This window comes from Winogradskyella sp. Asnod2-B02-A (assembly GCF_045063645.1).
Classification (GTDB): Bacteria; Bacteroidota; Bacteroidia; order Flavobacteriales; family Flavobacteriaceae; genus Winogradskyella.
The window spans coordinates 212,928-238,935 of the sequence record NZ_JBEFOG010000025.1 but is presented as its reverse complement, the minus strand read 5'-3'; the positions used below and the strand labels follow the sequence as shown (position 1 = coordinate 238,935).

25 protein-coding genes are annotated in these 26,008 nt (G+C 30.5%); 6 read left to right on the top strand and 19 right to left on the bottom strand.

Annotated features, from left to right (window positions below):
- Window positions 1–42: 42 nt before the first annotated feature.
- The 4 genes from ACJJVO_RS01980 to ACJJVO_RS01965 all read right to left on the bottom strand — a co-directional run bounded on the left by ACJJVO_RS01980 (window position 43) and on the right by ACJJVO_RS01965 (window position 2,853).
- Window positions 43–501, bottom strand: a complete 459-nt coding sequence (locus tag ACJJVO_RS01980) for a hypothetical protein (protein ID WP_405569809.1) — start codon at window positions 499–501, stop codon at window positions 43–45.
- A gap of 79 nt (window positions 502–580) precedes the next feature.
- Window positions 581–1,009 carry a hypothetical protein gene (locus tag ACJJVO_RS01975; RefSeq protein ID WP_405569806.1) on the bottom strand — a complete coding sequence of 143 codons (429 nt, stop codon included), beginning with the start codon at window positions 1,007–1,009 and terminating at the stop codon, window positions 581–583.
- Between the two features lie 107 nt (window positions 1,010–1,116).
- Window positions 1,117–1,821: a tetratricopeptide repeat protein gene (locus ACJJVO_RS01970; protein WP_405569803.1), complete on the bottom strand. Its 705-nt coding sequence runs from the start codon at window positions 1,819–1,821 to the stop codon at window positions 1,117–1,119.
- 96 nt (window positions 1,822–1,917) lie between these two features.
- Window positions 1,918–2,853 carry a peptidylprolyl isomerase gene (locus ACJJVO_RS01965; protein ID WP_405569802.1) on the bottom strand — a complete coding sequence of 312 codons (936 nt, stop codon included), beginning with the start codon at window positions 2,851–2,853 and terminating at the stop codon, window positions 1,918–1,920.
- Between the two features lie 170 nt (window positions 2,854–3,023).
- On the opposite strand from ACJJVO_RS01965, the gene ACJJVO_RS01960 reads away from it, so the two are divergent.
- Window positions 3,024–3,479 (top strand): hypothetical protein, encoded by a 456-nt coding sequence (locus tag ACJJVO_RS01960; protein ID WP_405569800.1) that lies wholly within the window; start codon window positions 3,024–3,026, stop codon window positions 3,477–3,479.
- Between the two features lie 107 nt (window positions 3,480–3,586).
- Here the strand turns inward: ACJJVO_RS01960 and ACJJVO_RS01955 are convergent, their stop codons facing one another.
- On the bottom strand, window positions 3,587–5,788 hold the full coding sequence (locus ACJJVO_RS01955) for a RecQ family ATP-dependent DNA helicase (protein WP_405569798.1): 2,202 nt from the start codon (window positions 5,786–5,788) through the stop codon (window positions 3,587–3,589).
- A gap of 88 nt (window positions 5,789–5,876) precedes the next feature.
- Here ACJJVO_RS01955 and ACJJVO_RS01950 point away from each other — a divergent pair, with 88 nt between their 5' ends.
- The 3 genes from ACJJVO_RS01950 to lptB all read left to right on the top strand — a co-directional run bounded on the left by ACJJVO_RS01950 (window position 5,877) and on the right by lptB (window position 8,507).
- The gene (locus tag ACJJVO_RS01950; RefSeq protein WP_405569796.1) at window positions 5,877–6,842 is read left to right on the top strand and encodes an SIS domain-containing protein; all 966 of its coding nucleotides are present in this window, start codon (window positions 5,877–5,879) and stop codon (window positions 6,840–6,842) included.
- Complete coding sequence (tatC, locus tag ACJJVO_RS01945; RefSeq protein WP_405569794.1) at window positions 6,842–7,663, top strand: twin-arginine translocase subunit TatC; 822 nt, start codon at window positions 6,842–6,844, stop codon at window positions 7,661–7,663. Before ACJJVO_RS01950 ends, tatC begins: the two co-directional genes overlap by 1 nt.
- A gap of 103 nt (window positions 7,664–7,766) precedes the next feature.
- Window positions 7,767–8,507 (top strand): LPS export ABC transporter ATP-binding protein, encoded by a 741-nt coding sequence (gene lptB, locus ACJJVO_RS01940; protein WP_405569791.1) that lies wholly within the window; start codon window positions 7,767–7,769, stop codon window positions 8,505–8,507.
- 5 nt (window positions 8,508–8,512) lie between these two features.
- Here the strand turns inward: lptB and ACJJVO_RS01935 are convergent, their stop codons facing one another.
- The 3 genes from ACJJVO_RS01935 to ACJJVO_RS01925 form a co-directional block, all read right to left on the bottom strand.
- Window positions 8,513–8,809 carry a hypothetical protein gene (locus tag ACJJVO_RS01935; RefSeq protein WP_405569789.1) on the bottom strand — a complete coding sequence of 99 codons (297 nt, stop codon included), beginning with the start codon at window positions 8,807–8,809 and terminating at the stop codon, window positions 8,513–8,515.
- 112 nt (window positions 8,810–8,921) lie between these two features.
- The gene (locus ACJJVO_RS01930) at window positions 8,922–9,803 is read right to left on the bottom strand and encodes a DUF808 domain-containing protein (RefSeq protein ID WP_405569786.1); all 882 of its coding nucleotides are present in this window, start codon (window positions 9,801–9,803) and stop codon (window positions 8,922–8,924) included.
- A 52-nt stretch (window positions 9,804–9,855) separates the two neighbouring features.
- A complete protein-coding gene (locus ACJJVO_RS01925) occupies window positions 9,856–10,611 on the bottom strand; it encodes a CDP-alcohol phosphatidyltransferase family protein (RefSeq protein WP_405569784.1) in 756 nt (251 codons plus the stop codon).
- Window positions 10,612–10,841: 230 nt separating this feature from the next.
- On the opposite strand from ACJJVO_RS01925, the gene ACJJVO_RS01920 reads away from it, so the two are divergent.
- Both ACJJVO_RS01920 and ACJJVO_RS01915 read left to right on the top strand, forming a co-directional pair.
- The gene (locus ACJJVO_RS01920; protein ID WP_405570521.1) at window positions 10,842–11,828 is read left to right on the top strand and encodes a PorV/PorQ family protein; all 987 of its coding nucleotides are present in this window, start codon (window positions 10,842–10,844) and stop codon (window positions 11,826–11,828) included.
- 8 nt (window positions 11,829–11,836) lie between these two features.
- Entirely contained in the window at window positions 11,837–13,009 is a 1,173-nt protein-coding gene (locus ACJJVO_RS01915) for a DUF4105 domain-containing protein (protein ID WP_405569782.1), read from the top strand.
- Window positions 13,010–13,020: 11 nt separating this feature from the next.
- Here the strand turns inward: ACJJVO_RS01915 and ACJJVO_RS01910 are convergent, their stop codons facing one another.
- From ACJJVO_RS01910 to ACJJVO_RS01860, 11 genes are all read right to left on the bottom strand, one after another.
- The gene (locus tag ACJJVO_RS01910; protein WP_405569780.1) at window positions 13,021–14,415 is read right to left on the bottom strand and encodes an exopolysaccharide biosynthesis polyprenyl glycosylphosphotransferase; all 1,395 of its coding nucleotides are present in this window, start codon (window positions 14,413–14,415) and stop codon (window positions 13,021–13,023) included.
- Between the two features lie 56 nt (window positions 14,416–14,471).
- Window positions 14,472–15,479 carry a glycosyltransferase family 4 protein gene (locus tag ACJJVO_RS01905; protein ID WP_405569778.1) on the bottom strand — a complete coding sequence of 336 codons (1,008 nt, stop codon included), beginning with the start codon at window positions 15,477–15,479 and terminating at the stop codon, window positions 14,472–14,474.
- Window positions 15,436–16,785, bottom strand: coding sequence for an O-antigen ligase family protein (locus ACJJVO_RS01900; RefSeq protein ID WP_405569777.1), 1,350 nt, complete (start codon window positions 16,783–16,785; stop codon window positions 15,436–15,438). Before ACJJVO_RS01900 ends, ACJJVO_RS01905 begins: the two co-directional genes overlap by 44 nt.
- A 30-nt stretch (window positions 16,786–16,815) precedes the next feature.
- On the bottom strand, window positions 16,816–17,619 hold the full coding sequence (locus tag ACJJVO_RS01895; RefSeq protein WP_405569774.1) for a hypothetical protein: 804 nt from the start codon (window positions 17,617–17,619) through the stop codon (window positions 16,816–16,818).
- 128 nt (window positions 17,620–17,747) lie between these two features.
- Window positions 17,748–18,875: a glycosyltransferase gene (locus ACJJVO_RS01890; RefSeq protein ID WP_405569772.1), complete on the bottom strand. Its 1,128-nt coding sequence runs from the start codon at window positions 18,873–18,875 to the stop codon at window positions 17,748–17,750.
- A 2-nt stretch (window positions 18,876–18,877) separates the two neighbouring features.
- Window positions 18,878–19,942 (bottom strand): glycosyltransferase, encoded by a 1,065-nt coding sequence (locus ACJJVO_RS01885; protein WP_405569769.1) that lies wholly within the window; start codon window positions 19,940–19,942, stop codon window positions 18,878–18,880.
- Complete coding sequence (locus tag ACJJVO_RS01880; RefSeq protein WP_405569766.1) at window positions 19,942–21,273, bottom strand: glycosyltransferase family 2 protein; 1,332 nt, start codon at window positions 21,271–21,273, stop codon at window positions 19,942–19,944. Before ACJJVO_RS01880 ends, ACJJVO_RS01885 begins: the two co-directional genes overlap by 1 nt.
- A gap of 9 nt (window positions 21,274–21,282) precedes the next feature.
- A complete protein-coding gene (locus ACJJVO_RS01875) occupies window positions 21,283–22,347 on the bottom strand; it encodes an exostosin family protein (RefSeq protein WP_405569763.1) in 1,065 nt (354 codons plus the stop codon).
- Window positions 22,348–22,440: 93 nt separating this feature from the next.
- A complete protein-coding gene (locus tag ACJJVO_RS01870; RefSeq protein WP_405569761.1) occupies window positions 22,441–23,625 on the bottom strand; it encodes a glycosyltransferase family 4 protein in 1,185 nt (394 codons plus the stop codon).
- Window positions 23,626–23,636: 11 nt separating this feature from the next.
- Window positions 23,637–24,563, bottom strand: coding sequence for a hypothetical protein (locus ACJJVO_RS01865; protein WP_405569758.1), 927 nt, complete (start codon window positions 24,561–24,563; stop codon window positions 23,637–23,639).
- The gene (locus ACJJVO_RS01860; RefSeq protein WP_405569755.1) at window positions 24,563–25,999 is read right to left on the bottom strand and encodes an MBOAT family O-acyltransferase; all 1,437 of its coding nucleotides are present in this window, start codon (window positions 25,997–25,999) and stop codon (window positions 24,563–24,565) included. Before ACJJVO_RS01860 ends, ACJJVO_RS01865 begins: the two co-directional genes overlap by 1 nt.
- Window positions 26,000–26,008 lie beyond the last annotated feature (9 nt).

Below are 26,008 nucleotides of genomic sequence, written 5' to 3'. Positions count from 1 at the left end.
AGGAAATAGACAACATATAGGAAGAAAAATAACATCTCAGCTTTAATCTTCAACAACGTCAAAGCTTTTTGCCCAATCTACGGCAGCTTCAAGGGTAATAAAACGTCTTATTTTTTTCTTGAAGAATAAATTTTCTATAACCGTATTTACAAAACTTAGTTTATTATAGCCAACAACACCATAACCTTTTAGTTGAAAACTATTTCTAAAAAATTTAAGCCAATCATTTGGTACTAAAGAATATGAATGAATTCTGTGAGAGATATACACTAAATTGCTACCATCACATTTAGTAAAATCTGTTACATCTTTTACAATACGTTGAGCATGATCTTCCCACGAAAAACTGACTCCTTCATTAATTTCAGAAATAACGAAGCTTTCAAAAATAAAAACATTCCCGAATTTATAATTAAACTCCTTTAAAACTTCCTTGTAAAGATCTTTATGTTTAGCGCTGTGCATTATGCTGTTATGGTGATGAATTAACAAAGTAATCATAAAATATTTGAAAATATCAAAATCTTAAATAATCCATCTCGTATTTTAATTTTTTATTATTATCAAGTTATAAAAAGCTCTAATCTTCAGACTCAACTAGTTCATAATTCTTTGCCCATTGTACGGCTGCTTCTATAGTAGAAAAACGTCTAATTCTTTTTTTAAAAAATAAATTTTCAACTACAGTATTAACTAAGCTCAAATTATTACTTGCAACAACACCATAACCTTTTAGATTAAAATTTTTACCAAAAAACTTAAGCCAATCCGTTGGTACTACAGAATAAGAATGAATTCTGTGAGATATAAGTACTAATTCTTCTCCTTTAGTTTTTGTAAACTCAAAGACATCTTCAGTAATGCTTTTAGCATGGTCTTGCCAAGAAAAACTTACACCTTCTTTTACCTCAGAAACCATAAAACCATCAAAAACAAAAACATCACCAAAATCATAGTTTATCTCTTCAATAACTTCATCGTACAATTTGGTTTCCTTTACACTAATCACTTCTATCTTATTCTGAAATTTCTTTCAAAGAAAAAAAATATAAATCATTTAATTCCAAATAATTAGAGTAATTTCTAATAATTGCTAAATCTCTAATATTAGAGCTTCTATCTTGAGGATTTAGCTGTATAATTGGTAATAAATTTTTGAGCTCTTATATTATTTGGAAAAATCTCTAATGTTTTTTCATAGTTATTGTAGGCTTTTAAACTATCTCCATTTAACAAATAAGCTTCAGCTAAACTATCATATACATTTGCACTGTTAGGATGCAAACTTGCATTAAGTTTTAAAACGCCAATAGCTTTATCAAACTCTTGGTTTCTAATATGTTTGTAACCCATAGTATTAAAGCCTCTTTCATTAATAAAACTACTTGTAGAATCTTGTTTTTTGATTTCTAAATAACCAGCTAGTGCTTTTTCATAATTCCCTTCTTTGAGATAAAAACTTGGTGTTTTATAACCTTCTGGTGCTTTTAAATAATCATATGTAATTTGTTGTTCATCTTCCTCTGATATTACAGATAAATAGCGTTTTTTAGTCTCTGGATGCTGTACAAAATGAAACTTTTTATACATGTCTGCTACAAAAAATTCGTTAGTATCTATAGCTACTGGCTCTATCTTTCCACCTCTCCAATTAAGCATCAGTTGGTTGTTTTCATAATAAACTTCAATTAAGTCATCTTGATTGTATAGATAATTCCCTGAAGTTTCTTTTTTAAATGCTTCTGAATATTCGAGATGGTTTGAGCAATTGAAAACAAGAAAACATATTGTAACTAATAAAAAAAATGTCTTTAATTTCATGATGAACGACGTATTTGGTTGGGTTATAAGCAAAAAAAAGTCTCACTATAAGTGAGACGATTCTTTTTCTATATTGTTACTATAATATGCTAAAAATTACCCTTTAACATCCATTAATTCAACATCAAATACTAATGTGGCGTTTGGTGGAATTACACCTCCTGCACCAGCAGAACCATATCCTAAACCGCTAGGAATCACAAAACGTGCTTTATCACCAACATTTAAAAGACAAATGCCTTCATCCCAACCAGATATTACCTGACCAACACCTACTTGAAAATCTAAAGGCGAATTTCTTTTGTATGATGAATCAAAAACAGTTCCATCAGCCAATTGACCTTTGTAATGTACAGAAACCATATTTCCTTTTTCTGCCTTTTTACCCTCACCTTTTTGAATAATTTTGTAACGTAACCCAGACTTAGTTTCTTCAAAACCTCCAGCTAATTTATCTAACTCCGCTCTTGCCGCTTCGCGTTCTGCTGCAATGCGCTTTTCTCTAGATCCTTCAAATGTTCTAAATGCTTCAATAGCATTAAACTTTTCAGCAGCATCACCTTGTCTAAGAATTTCAATACTCTCTATAGTATCTCCTTGTGCAATAGCATCTACAATATCTTGTCCTTCTACAACATTACCAAAAACAGTATGCTTATTATCTAACCAATCTGTTGCGATATGTGTAATGTAAAATTGACTTCCATTAGTTCCTGGTCCAGAATTTGCCATAGCTAATACACCAGGTCCACTATGTTTTAAATCTGGATGAAACTCATCATCAAATTTATAACCAGGATTACCTGTTCCTGTTCCTTGTGGACAACCACCTTGGATCATAAAATCTGGAATTACTCTATGAAATTTTAAACCATCATAATAAGGAGTACCTTGAGGCTTAACAGAGTTTTCTAAATTTCCTTCTGCTAATGCTACAAAGTTACCAACTGTTCCTGGAGCTTTTTCAAACTCTAAATTTACTAATATCTCACCTTTTGAAGTGTTGAATTTTGCGTATAAACCGTCTTGCATTGTGTTTTCTTTTGTTTAAGGATGCAAAGATAGTCAATGATTTATTAATTACGAATTTAGAGGAAAGATTTGAGCCGTTGTTGAGAAATGGATGATTAGCTCTAAGTAATGATACCTATTTTAAAATTTGAGTTTTAAATTAATAAGTTTAGTTTTGAAAAAAAAATTACATGGCATTTTTATCTAAACTCTTTGGTAACAAAACTTCTGAAACAAAATCTAAATCTAATGATACTGTTGAAGCTATAATAAATGATGTAGAAAACAATCCCTTTGGTGTTGCTGAAAACAATGTATTATTTGCCGGTTTAAATGAATTAGGAGGTTATTTCTTTTTTCAAACTGTTATTGTTGGTCAATTATCTTTGAAGTGTAAAACTGGAGCAAAACTTTCATTCATTGGAGATGATTTTAGCTTACAGTTAGAGTCTGACATGCCAGAATTTGAATCTGAAAGCTCACCTATAAAAGGTAGAAATGTTACAAAAATTGATTTTCAGATTGAAGAGAATGATGTTAAGAAGTTAGAAAATGCGACACTTAGAAGTATTCAAATCCAAGTTAAAAAGCATGATATTTTGTTTAGTAAATATGTGGTTGTTGAGATTTCTGACGAAGAAGAATAATTAAGACATTAATTTAGAGTAAGATTATTGAATTGTATTCAAGAAACTTACTCTAATTAACAAAATTATAATAGCTTTTACTTTAGCCTTTTATTAGAAACCTAATATTAATTAGCCACTTCACTCATAAATTTAATTCGGTATAAACGCAACTCTTCATCATCATAGTCTCCATCAAATTCTTCAATAGCATCGTCTATCTTATCACTTTCAGATTCCATAAAATAGTCATGAATTTCTTCTTGTTGATCTTCATCTAAAATGTCATCTATCCAATAATTGATATTCAATTTTGTACCAGAAAACACAATCGATTCCATTTCTTTAATAAAGGCTTTCATTTCCATTCCTTTAGAAGAAGCAATATCCGTTAATGGCAATTTTCTATCTACATTTTGTATGATATATAATTTAATCGCAGAGTTTGTCCCTGTTGATTTTACGACCATATCATCTGGTCTCAGAATATCGTTTTCTTCAACATATTCCGCAATTAATCCTACAAAATCTTTACCATATTTTTTAGCTTTACTGTCACCTACTCCATGTACGTTAGATAATTCTTCTATAGTAATAGGATATTTTAATGCCATATCCTCTAATGAAGGATCTTGAAAAATAACAAATGGTGGTACTCCTAATTTCTTAGCATTACGCTTACGTAAATCTTTGAGCATTACCATTAATTTTTCATCTGCTACAGCTCCACCACCTTTTGAGTTGGTGATAATGCTATCATTAGAATCTATATCATATACATGATCTTCTGCCATCATAAAGGATTGCGGATGCTTTATAAAATCTACTCCACTTTCACTTAGCCTTAAAACTCCGTATGTTTCTATGTCTTTCTTTAAATAGCGCGCCACAATTACCTGACGAATTAATGCCATCCAATATCTAGGATCTTTAGCTTTACCAACACCAAAAAACTCTTGTAAATCTGTTTTATGAGAAGAAATAAGTGCATTTGCATTACCAACAAGTACTTGTACTAAATCCTTTGCTTTATATTTTTCGTTTGTTTTTTCTACAGTTTCTAATAAAATCTTAACATCATCTTTAGCTTCAACTTGCTTTTTAGGATGGCGCACGTTATCGTCCATGTTTCCGCCTTCTCCTGTTTCATTATCAAATTCTTCGCCAAAATAATGTAGAATAAACTTACGTCTAGATACTGAAGTTTCTGAAAAAGCAACTACTTCTTGTAATAATGCATGACCAATTTCTTGTTCTGCGACAGGCTTACCTGCCATAAACTTTTCTAATTTCTCAATATCTTTATAAGCATAGTAAGCTAAACAATGACCTTCTCCACCATCTCTACCTGCTCTACCAGTTTCTTGATAATAACTTTCTATACTTTTAGGAATATCATGATGAATAACAAAACGGACATCTGGCTTGTCAATTCCCATTCCAAATGCAATAGTAGCCACCACAACATCTGTATCTTCCATTAAGAACATATCTTGATGCTTTACTCTAGTTTTAGCATCGAGACCAGCATGATAAGGAACGGCCTTTACACCATTAACCTGAAGTACTTGCGATAATTCTTCAACTCGCTTTCTACTTAGACAATAGATAATTCCTGATTTTCCTTCGTTCTGTTTAACAAAACGAATAATATCTGCATCTACATTTTTAGTTTTTGGTCGTACTTCATAATAAAGATTTGGTCTATTAAATGAATCTTTAAAAGTAACTGCATTAGGCATGCCTAAACTTTTTAAAATATCCTCTTGTACTTTTGGAGTTGCCGTTGCTGTAAGACCAACAATCGGAATATCATCACCAATTCTTTTTATTATTGTTTTTAAATTTCTGTATTCTGGTCTAAAATCGTGTCCCCATTCACTAATACAATGCGCTTCATCAACAGCCATAAATGAAATTTTAACTGTTCTTAGAAAGTCTACGTACTCTTCTTTCGTTAACGATTCTGGGGCTACATATAATAGTTTTGTAATCCCATTGGTAATATCTTCTTTAACTCGAGCAACCTCAGTTTTATTTAAAGATGAATTTAAAACATGCGCCACACCTTCGTGTTCAGACACAGCTCTTATGGCATCAACCTGATTTTTCATTAACGCAATAAGCGGAGATACTACAATAGCAGTACCATCAGCAATTAAAGCTGGTAGCTGATAACATAAAGATTTTCCACCACCAGTTGGCATAATAACAAAAGTGTTATTACCAGCTACGACGTTCTTTATTACTTCTTCTTGAAGCCCCTTGAATTGTGAAAATCCAAAATGCTTTTTTAATGCGGAGTGTAAGTCAATTTCTGCAATACTCATTAATCCCTATTGGTATTTTATATACATTTGCAACAACTTTAAAGATAACAAATTCTTTATATCTAGAAAACTCAATAAATAATAAGTTTTGAACACAAAGCAATCTATCTTAAAAACAGCGAAAACTACGATACAATTAGAAAGTAAAGCTATAAATAATTTATCAGATTTACTAACTGAAGATTTTGCGGACGCTGTAGAGTTGATTTACAAATCCAAAGGTCGTGTAATTATAACAGGTATTGGCAAGAGCGCTATAATAGCAAACAAAATCGTTGCAACCCTTAATTCTACAGGTACTCCTGCGGTTTTTATGCATGCAGCTGATGCTATTCATGGAGATCTTGGTTTAATGCTAGAAGATGATGTTGTGATCTGCATTTCTAAGAGCGGAAACACACCCGAAATTAAAGTTTTAGTACCACTTATTAAGAATGCAAACAATAAAATGATTGCAATTACAGGTAATAAAGACTCGTTTTTAGGTTTACAAGCAGATTATATTTTAAATGCATACGTGGCTCAAGAAGCTTGTCCAAATAATTTAGCACCAACAACAAGTACCACTGCTCAGTTGGTAATGGGAGATGCTTTAGCAGTTTGCTTATTAGAGTTACGTGGATTTTCGAGTAAAGATTTTGCAAAATATCATCCTGGTGGTGCACTTGGCAAACGTTTATACTTAAGAGTAAACGATTTATCATCGCAAAACCTAAAACCACAAGTTGGCTTAGAAACCTCTCTAAAAGAGGTTATTGTAGAAATTACTGAAAAGATGCTAGGTGTAACTGCTGTTGTTGAAAACGACAAAATTGTTGGAATTATAACAGATGGAGATTTAAGGCGTATGTTGAGTAAAAGTGACTCTATTACCAATTTAAAGGCCAAAGATATTATGAGCAATAATCCAAGACGAATTGCAGAAGATGCCATGGCTGTTGATGCAAAAGAGCTAATGGAGCAATTTGGTATTTCTCAATTATTAGTAGAAAACAATGCAAAATATGCAGGAGTTGTTCATCTCCATGATTTAATAAAAGAAGGCATTATATAATGACGAAAAAACATATTGATGAGATGTCTTTTTTAGATCATCTCGAAGAATTAAGATGGCATTTAGTTAGAGCTACAATTAGTATTGCAATCGCAGCGATTTTAGCTTTTATTTTTAAGAAATTTATTTTCGATATCATTTTTGGGCCAACTCACATGAATTTCCCAACTTATGAAGGGCTTTGTAAAGTCTCTCAATTTTTTGGAATGACAGATACAACTTTTTGTGCCACTGAGTTTCCTTTTATCATTCAGAGTAGAACTTTTGCAGGTCAGTTTTCTGCACATATTTGGACATCTATCTATGCTGGCTTTATAGTTTCTTTTCCATATGTACTTTATCAATTATGGAGTTTTATTAGTCCTGGATTAAAACCTAGTGAGCGCAAAAACTCAAGAGGTTTTATTATAGTTGCATCTTTATTATTCTTTTTAGGAGTTCTTTTTGGGTATTATATTGTAACACCATTATCTATAAATTTCTTAGCTAATTATCAGATTAGCGACGAAATTTCTAATGAGTTTGATATTAGCTCAGTTATAGCGTTAGTAAGATCTTCTGCTTTAGCATCTGGTTTTGTTTTTGAGCTACCTATTATTATTTACTTTTTAACTAAAGTAGGATTGGTAACACCTCAAATTTTAAAGAAGTATAGAAAATTCGCCTTGGTGATAGTCTTAGTATTATCTGCGGTTATTACACCTCCAGATATTGCAAGCCAAGTTATTGTAGCAATACCTATATTAATATTATACCAAGTAAGTATTTATATTTCTGCAGCTGTAGTGAGAAATCAGAAAAGAAAAGAAAAACGTGCTTAAACTATTATTGGAGTAACATTTACAAGTTAAACTTTTAATAAATGATTACGAAAGCCAACTGAATAGATATGATTTTATTAATTTTAGCGTTCTTAGACCATATATGAAGTTACGAGCAGAACATTTAATGAAGTCCTACAATGGACGAAAAGTAGTAAAAGATGTTTCACTTGAAGTTAATCAAGGTGAAATTGTTGGGTTATTAGGTCCTAATGGAGCTGGTAAAACAACTTCTTTCTACATGATTGTTGGTATTATAAAACCTAATGGAGGAAACATTTTTTTAGATGACACCAACATTACAAAATACCCAATGTACAAACGTGCTCAAAATGGTATTGGTTATTTAGCTCAAGAAGCATCTGTATTTAGAAAATTAAGCATTGAAGATAATATTTTAAGTGTATTACAACTTACTAAATTAAGTAAGAAAGAACAACACCATAAAATGGAATCATTAATCGAAGAATTTGGATTAGGTCACATAAGAACAAGTAGAGGTGATTTACTGTCTGGAGGTGAGCGTAGACGAACAGAAATTGCTCGTGCCTTAGCAACTGACCCTAGCTTTATTCTATTAGATGAACCTTTTGCAGGTGTTGATCCTGTTGCCGTTGAGGATATTCAGCGTATTATTGCTAAACTAACCAAAAAGAATATTGGCATATTAATTACAGACCATAACGTACAAGAAACCTTAGCTATTACAGACAGAACTTATTTAATGTTTGAAGGTAAAATACTTAAAGCTGGTAAACCAGAAGAATTAGCAAGTGACGAGATGGTACGTAAGGTTTATTTAGGTCAGAATTTTGAACTTCGCAAGAAAAAATTAGAGTTTTAAACGATTTACTTCTCTCTAATTTTATTTACCACCACCAAAACTAAATACAGAATTACAGATTGTATAATTAGATTAATCATCCAATACAAACCAATCATAAATAAGTTTTCTGAAACAAAGAATGGTAAATCACTATCAATTAAACTCATAGGATAACTACAAATTCTAACCAACAAGGATGTGATTGAAGATAATTCGCTTTGTGCTTGAGACAATAAAATCTCTGCTACACCAATAATAAACTGAATTACCATTAGAAATAAAAATACCTTTAGTAACTCTTTTAGTTTAAATTTTTTCATTTTTTACTCGCTTTCATTTAATACTATCTAACAATTTAAATTAGATAATTAGGGTTCTGCTATTAACCAATTTTAAATTTTACAAGTTTTTACAAATTAACGGTTATAATTTTTAATGATTCAAACTTTTCCTTAAAAATATCATTTTAAATGCTTTAACTAGAATTAAACAAACAGCACCAACGGCTAACCCAACAATAAAGTCTCTTAAAATAGCAGGAATTTGTTCTAAGAAATGATGGAAATATTCAATATTATGAACAAAAATCCCACCAGCAACTAATATTAAAGCAATTGTACCAATAACAGATAAGCTTTTTATAAGTTTTGGTAATGCCCAAACTAAAAAGGTTCCGATTGAAAACAAAACACCTTTACTACCATTGCTTTTACTAATTAGCTTTAAGCCAAGATCATCCATTCTAACAATCATAGCTACAATACCGTAAACGCCAACTGTAGCAATTAAAGCCACAATAGAAACCACAATAATTTGAGTTGTTAAAGGTTCATTAACTACTGAGCCTAAAGCAATAATTACAATTTCTACGGATAAAATAAAATCTGTAACAATGGCAGATTTAATCTTTGTTTTTTCTAAATCTAAAAGTTCTTCTTCCGTGTAATCTTTTTTAGGATCAACTGTTTCTGCTTTTTCATGAGGTACAAAGACTTCATATATTTTTTCAGCACCTTCATAAGCTAAATATAAACCACCAAGAATCAATACCGCAATTACTGACCATGGTAAAAAAGCACTCATTAAAAACGCTAAAGGCAGAATAATCAACTTGTTTAAAAATGAGCCTTTAGTAATTGCCCACAAAACAGGAATTTCGCGAGAAGATAAAAAGCCTGATGCTTTTTCGGCATTAACAGCTAAATCATCACCTAAAATACCTGCGGTTTTTTTAGTGGTAATCTTAGTCATTGCAGCAACATCATCCATTAAAACCGCTATATCATCTAGTAGAGCAAAAAATCCTGAAGCCATAAATTATAATTGTATTATATAAGTTGAATATTGAAAACGAAAAAAAGTCGAATTAATAAATTTTAGATCTCGTTAATAAAGAAAGGATAATGTACATACCTATTATAAGAGGAATCGCAGCAAAATGTAACACAATTAAAAGCACAACACTTAGAATTAGAAAGATATAACGTACTGCATTATCTTGAAATCCCCAATTTTTAAACTTTAAAGCAAACAATTTTATATTAGAGTTTAATAGGTAACAACTTAAAAGTGATAACCCAATTAAGAACCATTTATTAATTATAATAGCATTTATTAAGTCGTTATTCTGATATTCTAATATCAACGGTAACGATAGTATTACTAGGGTATTTGCCGGAACGGGTAGACCTTTAAAGTAACTTTGTTGATCTTCGTCTAAATTAAATTTTGCTAAACGATAGGCAGACGCCAATGCAACGAGTAAACCAATTAATGGCAATAGTGGTATGCTCAATATTTGTAGATCTAAACCAGTCGTCCAACTATCTGCATAGCTAAAATCTGAAGTGTCTGTTGCTTCAGAAATAAGTTTAAACATTATAACACCAGGCACTACTCCACTGGTCACCAAATCAGCAAGCGAATCTAATTGAATACCTAAAGGACTTTGTACGTTTAGTTTCCTGGCCAAAAGTCCATCAAAAAAGTCAAAAAATATACCTAGAAACACAAAAAATGCCGCTGCAACATAATTGCCTGAAACTGCAAATATTAAAGCAATACAACCCGAAAACAAATTCAGAAGCGTTACTATATTTGGAATGTGCCGTTTTAAACTCATAACCTTAGTTTTTGTAAAAATATAAAAGTATTTGGGTCTATTATTATTATTTTTTCAAATTGCAACAAAAGAAAACAATAAGTACATTATTATACAGTTAAATAGATAGAAAAATAATGTGCATCTTTGTAAAAAAATTATTGCTGTTGAAAAATTACTATGTAATTCTCTTAACACTTAGTACGCTTATTACTTCTGCGCAATCTACTCGAAAATATTCAAACGAATTTATGAATATTGGTGTAGATGCTGCTGCCTTAGGTATGAGTAATGCTGTTGTGTCTCAAACTGCCGATGTAAATTCTGGATACTGGAATCCAGCTGGCTTAGTACACCTTGAAGATAACCAACTTGCCTTAATGCACTCTAGTTATTTTGCAAATATTGCCAATTACAATTACTTAGCGTATGGCATGCCTCTAGACGATAAAAGCGCTTTAGGTATTTCGTTAATTAGATTTGGTGTTGATGATATTTTAGATACCACACAGCTCATAGATGATCAAGGTAATATTAATTACGACAGAATAAGCAACTTCTCTACTGCAGATTATGGCTTAACGTTTTCTTACGCTAGAAAATTACCTTTAGATGGTTTAAATTATGGTATTAATGCCAAAATTATACGACGTATCATTGGAGATTTTGCTTCTGCTTGGGGATTTGGATTAGATGCAGGTATTCAATTTGAAAGTAAAAACGATTGGAAATTTGGTTTAATGGCTAGAGATATTACAACCACTTATAACGCATGGTCTATTGACGAAGACAAATATGAAGAAATAAGAAGTGCCGTTGAAGGACAAAACCAAGAATTACCCGAAACAACAGAAATAACCATCCCAAAGTTGCAAATAGGCATGTCTAAAAAATGGATAATTCGTTATGATTATTCTTTATTAGCAGCAGCTAACTTAAATATGCGTTTCGCTGAAAACAACGATATTATTTCTACTTCTTTCGCTAGTATTGATCCTGCTTTAGGTTTTGAATTTGGTTATACCGATTTAGTTTTTTTAAGAGCTGGTGTTGGTAATTTTCAAAATGAGCTTCAACCAGATGATTCTGAACAACTGTCTTTTCAACCAAATTTCGGTGTTGGCTTTAAGTATAAAGGGATTCAGATTGATTATGCTTTCACTGATATCGGAGATCAAAGTGCTGCGTTATATTCGAATGTATTCTCTTTAAAAATAGATTTTAGCGTCTTTAGATAATATTTCTTATGAAGTTTAAACTTACTTTTTTTGCTTTTGCTTTCTGCCTGTTTTATGGATTTTCTCAGCAAATTCAACTCTCTCCTCAAGCTGAAATATCTGTTTTAACCATTGGACCAGGTGAATCTTTAAATGATGCTTTTGGCCATAATGGATTCAGAGTAAAAGATAATAGTTTAGGTATAGATGTCGTTTACGGTTATGGAGCTTACGATTTTAATGCACCAAATTTTTATTTGAAATTTGCCCAAGGAAAATTAAACTACCTCATAAGCAGAGATAACTTTGCTGATTTTAACTATCATTATACATATTATAATAGAACCATAAAAGAGCAAGTTTTAAACTTTACAGCAAACGAAAAACAAAAACTTTTCAACTTTTTAGAAAACAATTACAAACCAGAGAACAGGCGTTATTTATACGATTTTTTCTATGATAATTGCGCTACCAAAATTAGGGATGTCACATTAAAAGCTACAGACCGTAAGATAGATTTTATTTTACCTGAAAATTTTGAAGTTAAAAACTTTAGAACGCTTATTCACGAGCATGTTGGCTTAAATACTTGGGGCAGTTTTGGGATAGATATTGCGCTAGGCTCAGTTATTGATAGAGAAGCTTCTGTTAATGAGCAACAGTTTTTACCAAAATATATTCATACTTTTTTTGAGAACGCAACACTAAATGGTACAGAACAATTAGTTAAGCGTTCTTCTACTCTTTACGAGAAAAAAGAAACAAATTCTTCCATTAACCTTTTGTTTAGCCCATTGATAATAATGGGATTATTAGGTCTTGGTATTTTATTCATAACCTATAAAGATTACAAAAATAACACTAGAAGTAAATGGTTAGATGCCGTAATATTTGGAATCACAGGTATGATTGGTCTTTTAATACTATTCTTATGGTTTGCTACGGATCACTCTGCAACAGCTCAAAACTATAATTTATTATGGGCTTTTCCGTTTAATATTCTTCTAATCGCTCAAATATTAAAGCCACAAGTTAAAAATTGGGTTAAGCGTTACCTTAAGTTTTTAATAATTATGTTAGTCCTGATGACTTTTCATTGGATAAGTGGTGTACAAGTATTTGCTATTGGTTTAATACCCTTATTAATTTCGATATTAGTAAGATATCTATTCTTAGCAAAGTATTTTAATAGCGCTAACTAGCAGTAAAAAATTTATTGACCTCTATAGTAAAGAATTGTACTAAGAGTTTTTAGGGTAATACTAAAATCTAAGAATATACTTCTGTGTTTAATATAATACAAATCGTATTGAAGTTTAGTAAGACTTTCGTCTATAGAAGCACCGTATCTTGTACTTACTTGAGCCCAACCTGTTAGTCCTGGTTTTATGATATGACGCGTTTGATAGAACGGAATTATTCGCGATAATTCATTTACAAAGAAAGGACGTTCTGGTCTTGGTCCTATAATACTCATATCGCCTTTTAAAACATTAATAAATTGTGGAATTTCGTCTAAACGTGAACGACGCAAAAACATACCAAATGCAGTGATTCTATTATCATTTTTTTTGGCCCATTTCACACCATCTTTCTCGGCATTAACAACCATTGTTCTTAATTTAATAATATTAAAACATTTGCTGTTTTTACCAACGCGTTCTTGAAAATAAAACAACGGCCCTTTATTACCTATTAAATTTCCTATTAAAATAAAGGGTAGTAACAAAACACCAATCATTAAGCCTAATATAGAAAAAGTAACATCAAAGGCACGATGAAAAAAGATATATAACTTATTCTCGTTACTACGACTGAAAGGGAAATATTTATAAAAATCCTTACCCACAAACTGAATTGGCACTTTTTGTAGCAGTTCTTCATAAACTTGTGTATAATCTCTTATTTTAAAACCACGCTCTAAGAGCAACATTAAGTCGTGATAGACTTCTGCTGTTATGGCTTCCGTATTGAAACTTGCTACTAGAATTTCTGATATTTTTTCTCGGTCAATAATTTGCAAAAAATCAGTTGATGCAAACTCTTTTAAACCATTAAATTTCACTGATTCTGAAGTAGAAATTTCACTATTAATAAAACCTATAATTTTATAATTAGGATCAGAAACACCTAAAGCGTTAACTATGCTCTCAATATTAGAGACTTCGCCAACTAACAAAACACGCTTATAGAAACGAGGAGTTTCAATTAAATTTAAATAAACAATTCTCCATAAAAGTATAGAGAACACAATTGTTAAATAAAGATAAACTATTTGCATTCGCTCTAATGGTAAGAATGGCGACAGAACAGGTGTTAACAAATAAAATAACACTACCGTTGAGGCCGTAATTACTATATTTTTAAAGGTTGTATCTAGTCTACTTGCTTTTTGTAAATCGTATAATTCAAAGATAGTAGCAAAAATAGAAACATACACTCCTAAGAGAATTAATGCAACACTATTCTCTCTGCTCACTACTATATACTCAAAATCAAAATAAAGGCTTAAGCAATACACGCCTAAGTATACCATAACCAAATCTAAAATTCTAAGTAGAATCTTGCGCTCAGAAACTTCGAAATGTATACCGTGTTTTTTTGCCATTGTAAGAGAAAACTCAGGTACAAAGATAACAAGTACGAATGATTTTTAACATTATTTTATGAGAAAAGCGCTACCCATTTTGGTTTTACAGCTTTCCATGAGAATTCTTCTACCATAGAGCGCGCATTCAGCACTAACTTGTTTCTTAAATCCTCTTCTAATTTCAACTTAATAATAGCTTTTACCATAGCGTCTGCATTTTCAGGTTCCACAAGTAAACCATTAATATTATCGGCTATTAAAAATGGTAAACCTCCAACATTAGTAGAAACTACTGGCAACCCAAGAGCCATTGCTTCTATTACGCTTATTGGTGTATTATCTAAATTAGTAGTATTAATAAAAACATTAGAATTCTTAGATAACTCTAACCAAGCTAGTTTAGATAACTTTCCTGTAAAATTCACATTTAACTGCTTAGATTTTGCTAATTCCTTAACTCGTTTTAAGGATCCATCTACATCAGGACCAATCATAGTTAACTCTGCATTATAACCATTTTTTAAAAGCTTTTCTAATATTAAAATGGCTAGTTCTGGATTATAAATAGTTGAAAAAGACCTTACCCATAATAAATTTATGGTATCAATATTCCTATTGTAAAATTGGTAATTATCTATTTCAATACTATTAGGAATGAATACCACGTCCTTATAACCATAGTTATTAAAAACTGATTTCAAAAAATTTGATGGTGCTACTAACTTAAATGCATTCTTAAACAGAAGGTTACTTAATTTAGGATTATGCTTTAATCTGTTTTCTAAATTTCCTCCATGTAAAATTGTAACATATTTAATATTATAAAACCTACACAATTGGCTAATTACTAATGCATAGTAAAAATTGACAGTGCTATAAGTATCAATTAATACCACATCTGTATTAGACCTATTTACGATAACTAATTTTATCATATCTAATAAGCGAAGAACTTTATTAGATTTTTTTGAAGCAATTTTTACCGTAAACGTTTCCCTAAGATGCGCACTCAAGGTCTCGATAGTTGTTACTGTACTATTACTGCTGGATAGTGCGTTTCCTATGTATAGGAGGTTTTTCATTTTTTATATTAATTAAAGACAAAGCATAAAAAAATGCTGGAGCTGCCAAACGCATCGCACTATGATTAATTGTTGCAAACCAAAAGGCTAAAAATGCGTAGAAAAATATATTTTTTTTATTTTTTGACCTGTAAGATAATGGCACAAATATTAAAATTAAAAGTATAATTATACCAACAATACCATGTTCTGAAAGCAATCTACTGATTTCATTATGCGTTACAATTGATCGGCCTTCTCGACGGTATTTTGTAATACTAGCACCAATACCAACAAAAGGATTTTCTATAAATCCATCTAATTCATTTAATATTAAATCTAACCTACCTGTAGAAAGATCTTGCTTTTCTCTTCCTAGCGCATCTTCATTAGCATATCGTTTATCAATTAAGCCCATAGTAGATGACGAGCTTATTACCCATGCTAAGACGAAACTAATCATTAGCAGACTTAAAGAGCCTAATAATTTATTTTTTAACTGTGGAAGTGCCTTAGAATACAATATTACTAAAAATGCGGATATTGTTATAATTGCAGCGAATACACCGCCTCTACTAAATGTAATTACAGCTCTATAGGCAATTATAATTAGAAAAATAGAATTAAAAATTTTGAGACCTAACGTTGGAGATTTTAAAAGTAGTCTTACAGTAAACCCAAAAATTCCAAGCCCTAAAACAGTGGAAACTTGGTTAGGACCAAAACCACCAGAAGCCGCAAAATTTGAAGACGTATTTGCTATTGTATCTTTTATACTTGGATTAAAGAATAATAAATAAAACGATGTTGTAACTATAGGCAACGTCATAAAAAATATCATCTCAAAAATATCCTTATAACTGACTTTTCTATCAAACAAAAAAAGCGATGCTAAACCTAAGCATACAGGACCACTTAATACAAAGGCTAAATCTGTTCTAAAATTAGCATCAAATCGTAAATCCAAAGAAGCCACAAAAATAGACGGTATTAAAAGAATTAAATACATAAAATAAGGGTAACCTTTACCCGAAACTCCTTTAAAAAACATTCCCATTAACATAAAAAGGATGACCAGATATTTAGAAGATTCATAAGCTATACCACCTCTTGTCATTCTAAAAAGTACCTCTGCACCAACAAAATAAGCACAAGCTTTTAAAACTACTGATGTTTTTTTATCATTATGTGCAACAATTATACTCCCAATAAAATAAGCCAATGCAATCCCAAAATAAAACTTTGAAAAAGGCTTAAATGCAAATATAACAAAGCCTAATAGTGCATGGACTAAGATTAAGACAATATAATTTTGAGTTGATTTCAATATAAGTTATCACTTATTTGTTGGAAGTGTCTAAGATATGGTAGATTTAAACATATTTCGGTAATCATTTAAAGGAAATTTATAATGATAACTATTACCCGTTAAATAGACTAAAAAATGAACTATAAAAACAGGTAATTTAGATGAGTTTTTAGTTAAAAATTTATCATAAACCTTATTTTTATATTTACTAATTAAAAAAGGTGTTGCAGATGCCCCAAAATAATAAATCTTAATTTGCTTATCGTCTTTAATTTCTTTTAAAAAGGGATCATATCTCAATTGTTCTTTCGCTTGAAATACTTCTAAAACCGATAATGGCTTTTCATTATCTATTCTATGAAATAATATACACTTTGAAACATCAATTAAAACCCACTTGTTAAGTTCCTTAGAAAAAATCTCATTTGTTGCATGTCCTCCATATTTCTTATTAAAAGGAATTGTTGTAATTCCCCATTCTCTCACAAGAAGATTATTTATAACGCAAAAGTTATTATACACTTGAGAAATATCACTACAAACACCACCTTTGCCTTCTAGCATTGTTCTTAAAGCTAAATCTGAAGACAAACTTAAGCCTGAACCACCTTTAATATTTTTTCTTAACCAACATGCAAGATGCATGGCTTTTTCTAAATCTGTAGTAAAATTAACATCTTTAAAGACTTCTTTATTTACCTCAAAATAATACTCTGGTATGTCTTTAGCCTTATTATAAGAATTATAAGTCTCTGAAGCCACTTCTGATTTAGAAGAATTCCGAGAAAGCAATCGAAATCTTGTAGAATACAAGAGGGAATGTCTTTTTAATATCCAAGAAATTTTTCTCAATCTAAATGAGTTATAGGTGATTAATTAATGTGTGATAAATATATATAAAAAATACAGATTACATCTTAAAACTAAACAATTATAAAAACGTAACATTCTGCAATAGTGTACTTGATAATTCAGATTTACTAATTTGAGACAATTTTTTTGATTCTATTTACATAATAATGATAAGTGAATTTTTTTACAATTTCTTTATTATTATTCATCATAATCTTATAATCTTGATTGGTTAAATTTATTCCTTTCTCAATTACAGATATCACATTCTCTTCAGTTACAGGATCTAACAGAAAACCGTTGTGTCCATCTTTTACATACTGACTAATAGAAGAAATAGACGAAACCATTGGTATGCAACCAAAATTCATTGCTTCTGCAATAACTTTTGGAAAACCTTCTGAAGCCGTTGTTGGCATAAGGAAAAAATGGGATTCTTTATAAATATTAAAAACATCTTTAGTTGACAAAAAACCATGAAAAACAAAATTCAAGTTTTTCTTAAGACTTATTTTTTTAAAATAATCAACATCACTGCCATTACCTACCAAATGAATTTTTCCCACTTTATCAATTATATTTTCTGGCAATTGGTTAAATGCATTTATAATACGCTCTACTCCTTTTGGCTTTTCTAATCTACCAACATAACAAAAATTAATAAGTTCACTCTTATTCTTTGCTGAAACAATATTAACTCCTTCTGTAATATCGGTATCTATAAGGCAGGGATTTTCAAAACTTAAACAATGTGCTTGCTGATCATCCCAAGCACCATTGATAGTTACCACTCGTTTTTGCCTTTTCAGCATATAACGTTGTGCTGCATAACCTAAAGGAGCTGGATCTTGTTTCCAATTTCCGGCATATTTAAACCAACCTTTCTTTTTTGAAAACAAAGTTAAATACGGAATTAGAAATACTCCAATACCAGTTGGTGCTCTAAGTTGAAAGCAGTCTGATTTTGCTAATGTCTTATTAACTGTTCTAATAACGCTAGGTGCAGAAAATAACACCTTTAATTTTTCAAAAACACCTTGTCCGCCTGAAGGTTTTAGAGGTACAAATGTTATTCTGTCACTTGTATATGGAAGAGAACTTTTAGGAGCTTCACAATCGTGAAACATAGCAATATGGTATATTTCATCAAAAATTTCTGCCAAATAATTAATCTCAGTAAGCGTTGGTCCCCAACCAACAATTGTTCCATCTGGTAATTTATAATGCTCTGTATGTGATATTATAGTTAACTTCAATTTTATTTTATAGCTATTAGTTTTTGATATATAGATATGCAATTTTCTAAGTAAACATCTTCAGAATACTTTTCTGTAAAAAATGATTTTAGCTCCTTTACATAATCTGCTCTACGTTTTAAAATCATATCAATGTTAGCATTCCAGTTTTCAACATCAAAATCCTTTTGAATAAAACTAGGGAAGGTTTTACCAACATCTTTAGCCACTTCTCCCGTGTTGTATGCTACAAATGGAATTTGCATACTTAAGTATTCTAAAGCAACTAAAGGTCCTGTTTCTGATGTGGCACAATGTAAACCTAAGTGGTATTTTGGTAATTCTGATACAATATTCTCGCAATCTGAAATGATCTTTACGTGATCTTCTATTTTTAAATCACTTATTAAGTCTTTAATCTTATTGTAATAAGCTAAATCTATGAGTTGTCCGTAAATAGTAAAATTATAATCTTGTGAACTCTGCGCTATAAGTTGACATAAAAATTCGTAATTCTTTTGAGGTCTAAAATTCCCTACCGATACTATATTTATCTGAGTTAAAGATAAACTAGAGCTTATATCAACCTTGTTTTGCCTAACAATATTTGACAATTTGAAAATATTAGAATTAATCGAGTTACTTTTTGCCCAATTGGTAAGCTGATCACTTACTCCAACATAAGCTGTGCAACGCTTCATAGCTTCTTTTATACTTGATGAAATAGTTTTTTCAGTCTCTATTTTTCCAAAATGGTCCTGAAAAATGATCACTCTTTTCCTATTTATTCTTGTTGTGTAAAACAATAAAGACACGTATCTTAAAACTTGTCTTAAGTGAATATGAATCACATCATACTTTCTTAAAATTGTGTATAATTTAATTAAGTATAATGGGTTAAACTTATTTTTGCGATGTAAATAAATGACATTAATATCCTTATTTAATTGCGCATCTAATTTGGCTTTTTTTAATAAGCATAATACAGTTACATCTTGTTTATTTTCATTTAGGATATTAGTAAGGTCTACCAAAACACGTTCAGCACCTCCTACATTTAAATGATCTATAACTTGTAATATTCTCATTACTTTAAAGCTTCTATTAAAGCACCTTCTCTTAATTTCTTAGAAGCTAATCTCCATGATTTTATAACTTGAATCAAAATAATTGGTAAAATAAAAACGGATAGAAAAGCACCAATTATCATATAAAACTTATTACCTTTAAATCTATATGGCATTATTGAAGCCGGAACTGTTTTTAACAATTCTAACTTAGCCTTATTATTACCATAGTATTTTCTATATAAATACAAAACACTAGGTATTGGTCTTGGATCTAACCATTTTTTAGTTCTAAAACTATCCCAACTTCCCATCTCTCTTAAACCTCCTGAGCCTACTTTAAGATGTAATCGTTTTGCATACGGATTAGAGATGTTTAAAAAGCCATTGATGTGTGCTCTTAGTCCAAACTCTCCATCTCCCATGCGTTGTTTTTCAAACTGTCTATCAAACAATCCTATTTCCCTAAATATTGATTTTTTTAATAAAACGTTCCCTGTATCTAATTGATCTGCTCTTCTAAAAAAAGAATAGTGCTGTGGCACTTTATCACCAACAACAGAAATTGAAACACCAGATGAAATATCTGCATTGAAAAAATCTAAGCATTTAAGGTGGTCAGTAATCCAATTGGGTTCTACTCTACTATCGTCATCAAATAACAATAACAATTCTCCTTTACTTAAGTTTATTGCTGTATTTCTTGCCAACCAAAGCGCTCTTTCTTCTTGATATTTTACGGTTAAATTTAGATTAAATTCACTATAAAATGCTTCATTAAAAGGCAATGATTGATCTATAACAATAACCTCAATGTTTCTATAATTTTGGTGTTCTAAATCTTTTAAGACATCTTTTAAATATTGGTATCTATTTAAAGTGGGTATAATAATACTTACCAAAGGTTTATTAAGTACTAATTGAGATTCAAAATTATCCCATTCACTATAAGCAATAGGATGATTAAGATAATTAGAACGTTTTGTTGTTCTACTCTTAAGGAAAGCCGAAATATTTTTAATAGGATTTTTAAAACATACTAGCCTTATAATCAAAATATAAAATACCCAAACTGAATTATAATACTTTTTTATAAATCGGTATTCGTCTTCTAAAGGTAATTTCTCAAAAGAAGTGTACGTTTTAGCATTACCAATGTAACCTAATTGCACAGCTTGCCAAGATAAATCATAGGCTTTGGCAGTTTCACTTTTAAATTTTTCGTCTGTATTTAAAAAAGAGGTTATGGATTCATTTATAGTTTCAACAACAGGAAACACTGTATGATGCTTATCAACAGGAAGCGAAAAATAATTTGTTGGTTGTATGTATTTTAAAAACCTAAAAGGCACTATACTATTTTAATTTAAATGATTAAATAACGTCTTAAAATATGAATCTAATTTTAATTTATTTTCCCAAAGCTTTCTATTACTAATAAAAAAATCATTTAATGATTCCTCATTAAGATTGGCATGAAACTCTGCAACTTTATCTGCTATGCGATGTCTATCTTTATATTCTACCCAAACCACATGATTTTTCCAATTAAAGTAAGTATCATGAGGCATCATGCAGTCTGTATTTACAAACACAGGAATTCTTCCCATAGCTAAGGTTTCGTATAAACGTACTGAAAAATTACCGACTCCTCTAGCACATAATACATAATCTGAATCCTTTATATTATCAAAAAATTCTAAAGTAGATTTATGGGTGTCTTTTGTTTTTAAAAATTCTACACCAGCTCTATGCGCTTTTCTTATAATAAAATTAGCGTTAATCTTTGGGCTATCTTGTAATGTATCAACAAGTTTAGACCGTAAATATTTTGTTGCTATAAGTTGATGTGGTGTTTTAAATCTTATTTTGAAGTAATAGAGCATATTACGAGCAAAAATCTTAAAACTTTCGTTAAAGGCTTCAGTCATTCTACTATCTGCCTGACCGCAAAAACCTACAGTTGGTGTTACCGTATATGGTCTTTTAAAAACTTGAGTCGTTTGATAATGCTTTTTTAATGGGTCTGGTATTAGTACCGGAATACATTGATGATTGTCATTTAATTTAGACCTGTAGCCTTGTTCTCTAATAACAATAACGTTTAAATGCTTAGGAAAATCTATGCCAAAATCACTAGGAATTGAAATTACAACCTTTTTATTTAATTGGTTGGCTTCTTCTATAAATTTAATGGCTTGTTCTGTCTTATTTGTTAACTTGTAATACAACCAAGACATGGTTAAAATTACAAATTCCGCATCTTCAATTTTATCTACAAACGTATAATCATTCTCAGAGACACCATAAAATTCTATGCGTTGTTTATCCGTAAAATCTGATTGCTTATAAAAAGGTTTGAGTAAAGGAAATAAATCTCTTCTATAATTTTTATCGTAAAATTGACGAGGGTAAAACAGTTTCATAGTTAATAATACGGAAGTTTAAATCACTACTTCTAGATAATTTGTTCTAAATAAAATCAGCATTATTTTGAATACCGTTAAATCCATACAATATTATGAGTTTTTATAAAATTCCACAAAGGATTTCATCTGTATTTCTGTATTAAACTTTGTTTCTACTCTTTTTACAGCTTCTGCCTTTATATTATCTAATTCAAGCTTGCTTAAATTTACAATCTCTATAATTTTTTCGGAAATCGCAATAGGATTTTGGGGTTCTACCAACCATCCTGTTTTAGTATCTTCTATATTCTCTTTGAGACCTCCAACATTTGTAGCTACACATAACCTCCCTAATGCTTGGGCTTCTAACACGGCATTACAAAAACCTTCGTTAAGGCTTGTTTGCAAATACAAATCGCATTCTTTCATTTTTAGAATGGTTTCTGCATGTGATAGTTTATCGTAAAAAACCACTTGGTCTTGCAATCCTAATTCTTCTACTAAATGTAAATATTGCTCTTTCTCTTTTAGGCTTCCACCACCAATAATAGAATAACTAATTTGCGGATACTTCAATTTAAGTAAACTTATCGTTTTAATCGCAGTAGTAAAATCTTTAATCCAATTTAGTCTTGCCACAGTGCAGATCAACATACCTTCTTTAGGCTTTGGTTTAGTTTTATCCTTAATAGCATTGATAAATCTCATATCTACAGCAGGACTAATTATAACAACAGGAATCCTTTTATCTAAGCCCAATTTATAAGCTTCGTCCACTAAATATTGAGAAATGGAATGTACCTTATCTACATTTTTCCAAAGTTTTAGATAGCAATCTTTATGCTTTTTAGGAAATTCATTAATATCAAACCCTCTAAAACTCACTGCCATTTTTGCTCCAATAGCTTTAGCAACCAACTCACTACCTATTGTTTGAGATGCAAAACCAAAATGAAGCCAATCTAATCTTGCTTTTAGAATATGGCTATTTATAAACAAGAGCTTTAATAGCTTTTTATTAGAGCTTCCACTTGATTTTTCTAGTTTAATAAAACGCCAGACACTTTTAAAATGCGGTAATAAAGTTACTATCACAAACACATATTGAAATAGCATCAAAAAAACACTCTTATAGACTCTTGGCATTGTATTCACTTTACAAAGTGAAAAATTTCCACGTTTTTCGTTTACAAATAATATTACCGTATTTCCATCATTTTGTAATCCTTTAATTTTATTAATAAAAAAGGTTTCTGAATAATTTGGAGTATTAGATAGTACAAGGCCTATTATCATTTACCAGTTGGCTATTTCTTTAATTTATTTATTTGAATTGCTAAATCTAAGGAAAACTTTTTACCCGAAGATACCGTTAAATGATTTCCGTCTGTGTAATTATATTGATCATTAAAAGGCATCATATTTATATATGGAATCCCATACTCTTTAGAAGTATCATTCATTATATCATCAAAATTTGGCACCAATTCATTTTCAATTTCCAACATCGCATCAACAACAGGTATTCTAACAAGATATACTTGCCCATGTTCTTTAAATAATTCTATTGTTTTCTTTAAATAGCCAAATCGATACTCAGAAAATCCCTTATATTTAATAACCTTTTTTTTATATGTTTCAATTTTATTTTTTGTCCTTAGTGAATTTGAAATCATATCAGATTCTATAGTGACCTCCAACCAGCCATTTTCGTGTACAAAGAATGTTTGATAAAGCCCTTTTCTCTTTTTATTCCTAATAATAGCTTCATTTTTAGAATTAAAGGACTCCAAGAGATATTCAATATTTGGGTTCATATTCACAAAACTTGTTTTCGAAATAAAATCACCTTCTTCAAGATATTTTCCGTCTTTTTTATGATTATACTTATATTCTGATAAAGACCATGGTGTTACGGCAATTATAAAATTACCGTTTTTAGATTTCCCATCTAGCTTGCCTGAAATACTATTGTAATATGCTTTGCCATATGGTGAAGAAGTAATTGTAAACCCATAATTATATAAACCCTTTGTTCCTAAAATAGAATCAATAATGTTGGGATGGACACCTTGACTTACTCTTGATGAACCGACAATTAGTGAAGATTGTTTTGGAGAAGATAATTTTTCATAAAAAGCATCCGTTGTACCATCTGCCATACTAAATACTGCAAAAAAACTAATGCCTAATAAAACTAATAACTGACTGGTATGTATTATAAATCGCTTCATTAAAACTGAAAATAAATAAATTCTTGTGTTTTTCCTCCTATTAGAAAAATAAGCATAGCAATGGCATAATATATAAATAAACGTATTGCTTTAGGATATTTAAACCATAAACGCTCAATAGCATACAAATTTCGTCTTCCAGACCACTCAATCAAGATAAATATTAATAATAATGTTAACAAATCAGTTGGTCTTACTTGAGGCATTGTAAATAAAGATAAATCGGCTATTCTAGCAATATAATCAAAGGCCATTGATACATTTTCTGCTCTAAAAAACACCCAAGCTAAAACCGTTAAACCAAAAGTAAATAGCATTTGCAATACCTCTTTTATACTTGGTAGTATACTATTTTGAGCTACTACATTAGTATGTACCCTATTCTTATTTCTCAATAATAATGGCAAAAAGTAAAGCGCATTTAACGCTCCCCAAATAATAAAAGTCCAATTTGCACCGTGCCAAAAGCCACTAACTATAAATATAATGAATACATTTCTTATTTGGTTGCTTTTAGACCCTTTGGAACCACCTAATGGAATATATAAATAATCTCTAAACCAAGTAGAAAGCGACATATGCCAGCGACGCCAAAACTCAGCAACATCCCGAGAAAAATAAGGCGTTGCAAAATTCTGTTTTAAATTAAAACCAAATAATCTAGAAACACCAATGGCAATGTCTGAATAACCAGAAAAATCACCATAAATTTGAAAAGCAAAAAAGACAGCTCCTAACACCAAAGTACTGGCAGAATAGGTTTCATAACCACTGAAAATTATATTGGCAAAGTAGGCACAATTATCAGCAATGATCACTTTTTTAAACAAACCCCAAAGTATTTGCCTTAGACCATCCACAGCTTTATTATAATTGAAATCGCGTTTTACATAAAATTGTGGTAACAAATTTGATGCGCGCTCAATAGGACCTGCTACTAATTGCGGAAAGAAACTTACAAACGCTGCAAAGGATATAAAATTCTTAGTTGGCTCTAACTGTCGTTTATAAACATCTATCGTATAGCTTAAGGTCTGAAAAGTATAAAAACTAATGCCTACAGGTAAAATAATATTTAAAGTATTGGGCTGAATATTTCTACCTAAAAATGAAAAGGCGTCAATAAAATTATCTAGAAAGAAATTATAATATTTAAAAAAACCAAGAAAACCCAAGTTTACAATGATGCTTAACCAAAGTAATAATTTTCGTTTGGTGGCGTCTTCATTTTTAGATAATGCGATGCCAACTGCATAATCTACAAGCGTGCTAAAAAGTATTAAGAATAAAAAGCGCCAATCCCACCAACCATAGAAAACATAGCTAGCAGCAACAATAAGCGCATTTTGATATTTTATTTTTTTATTAAATACAAACCAATAGAGTATGAATATAATTGGAAGAAAAATAGCAAAGTCCAGGGAATTAAATAGCATATGTTTAAA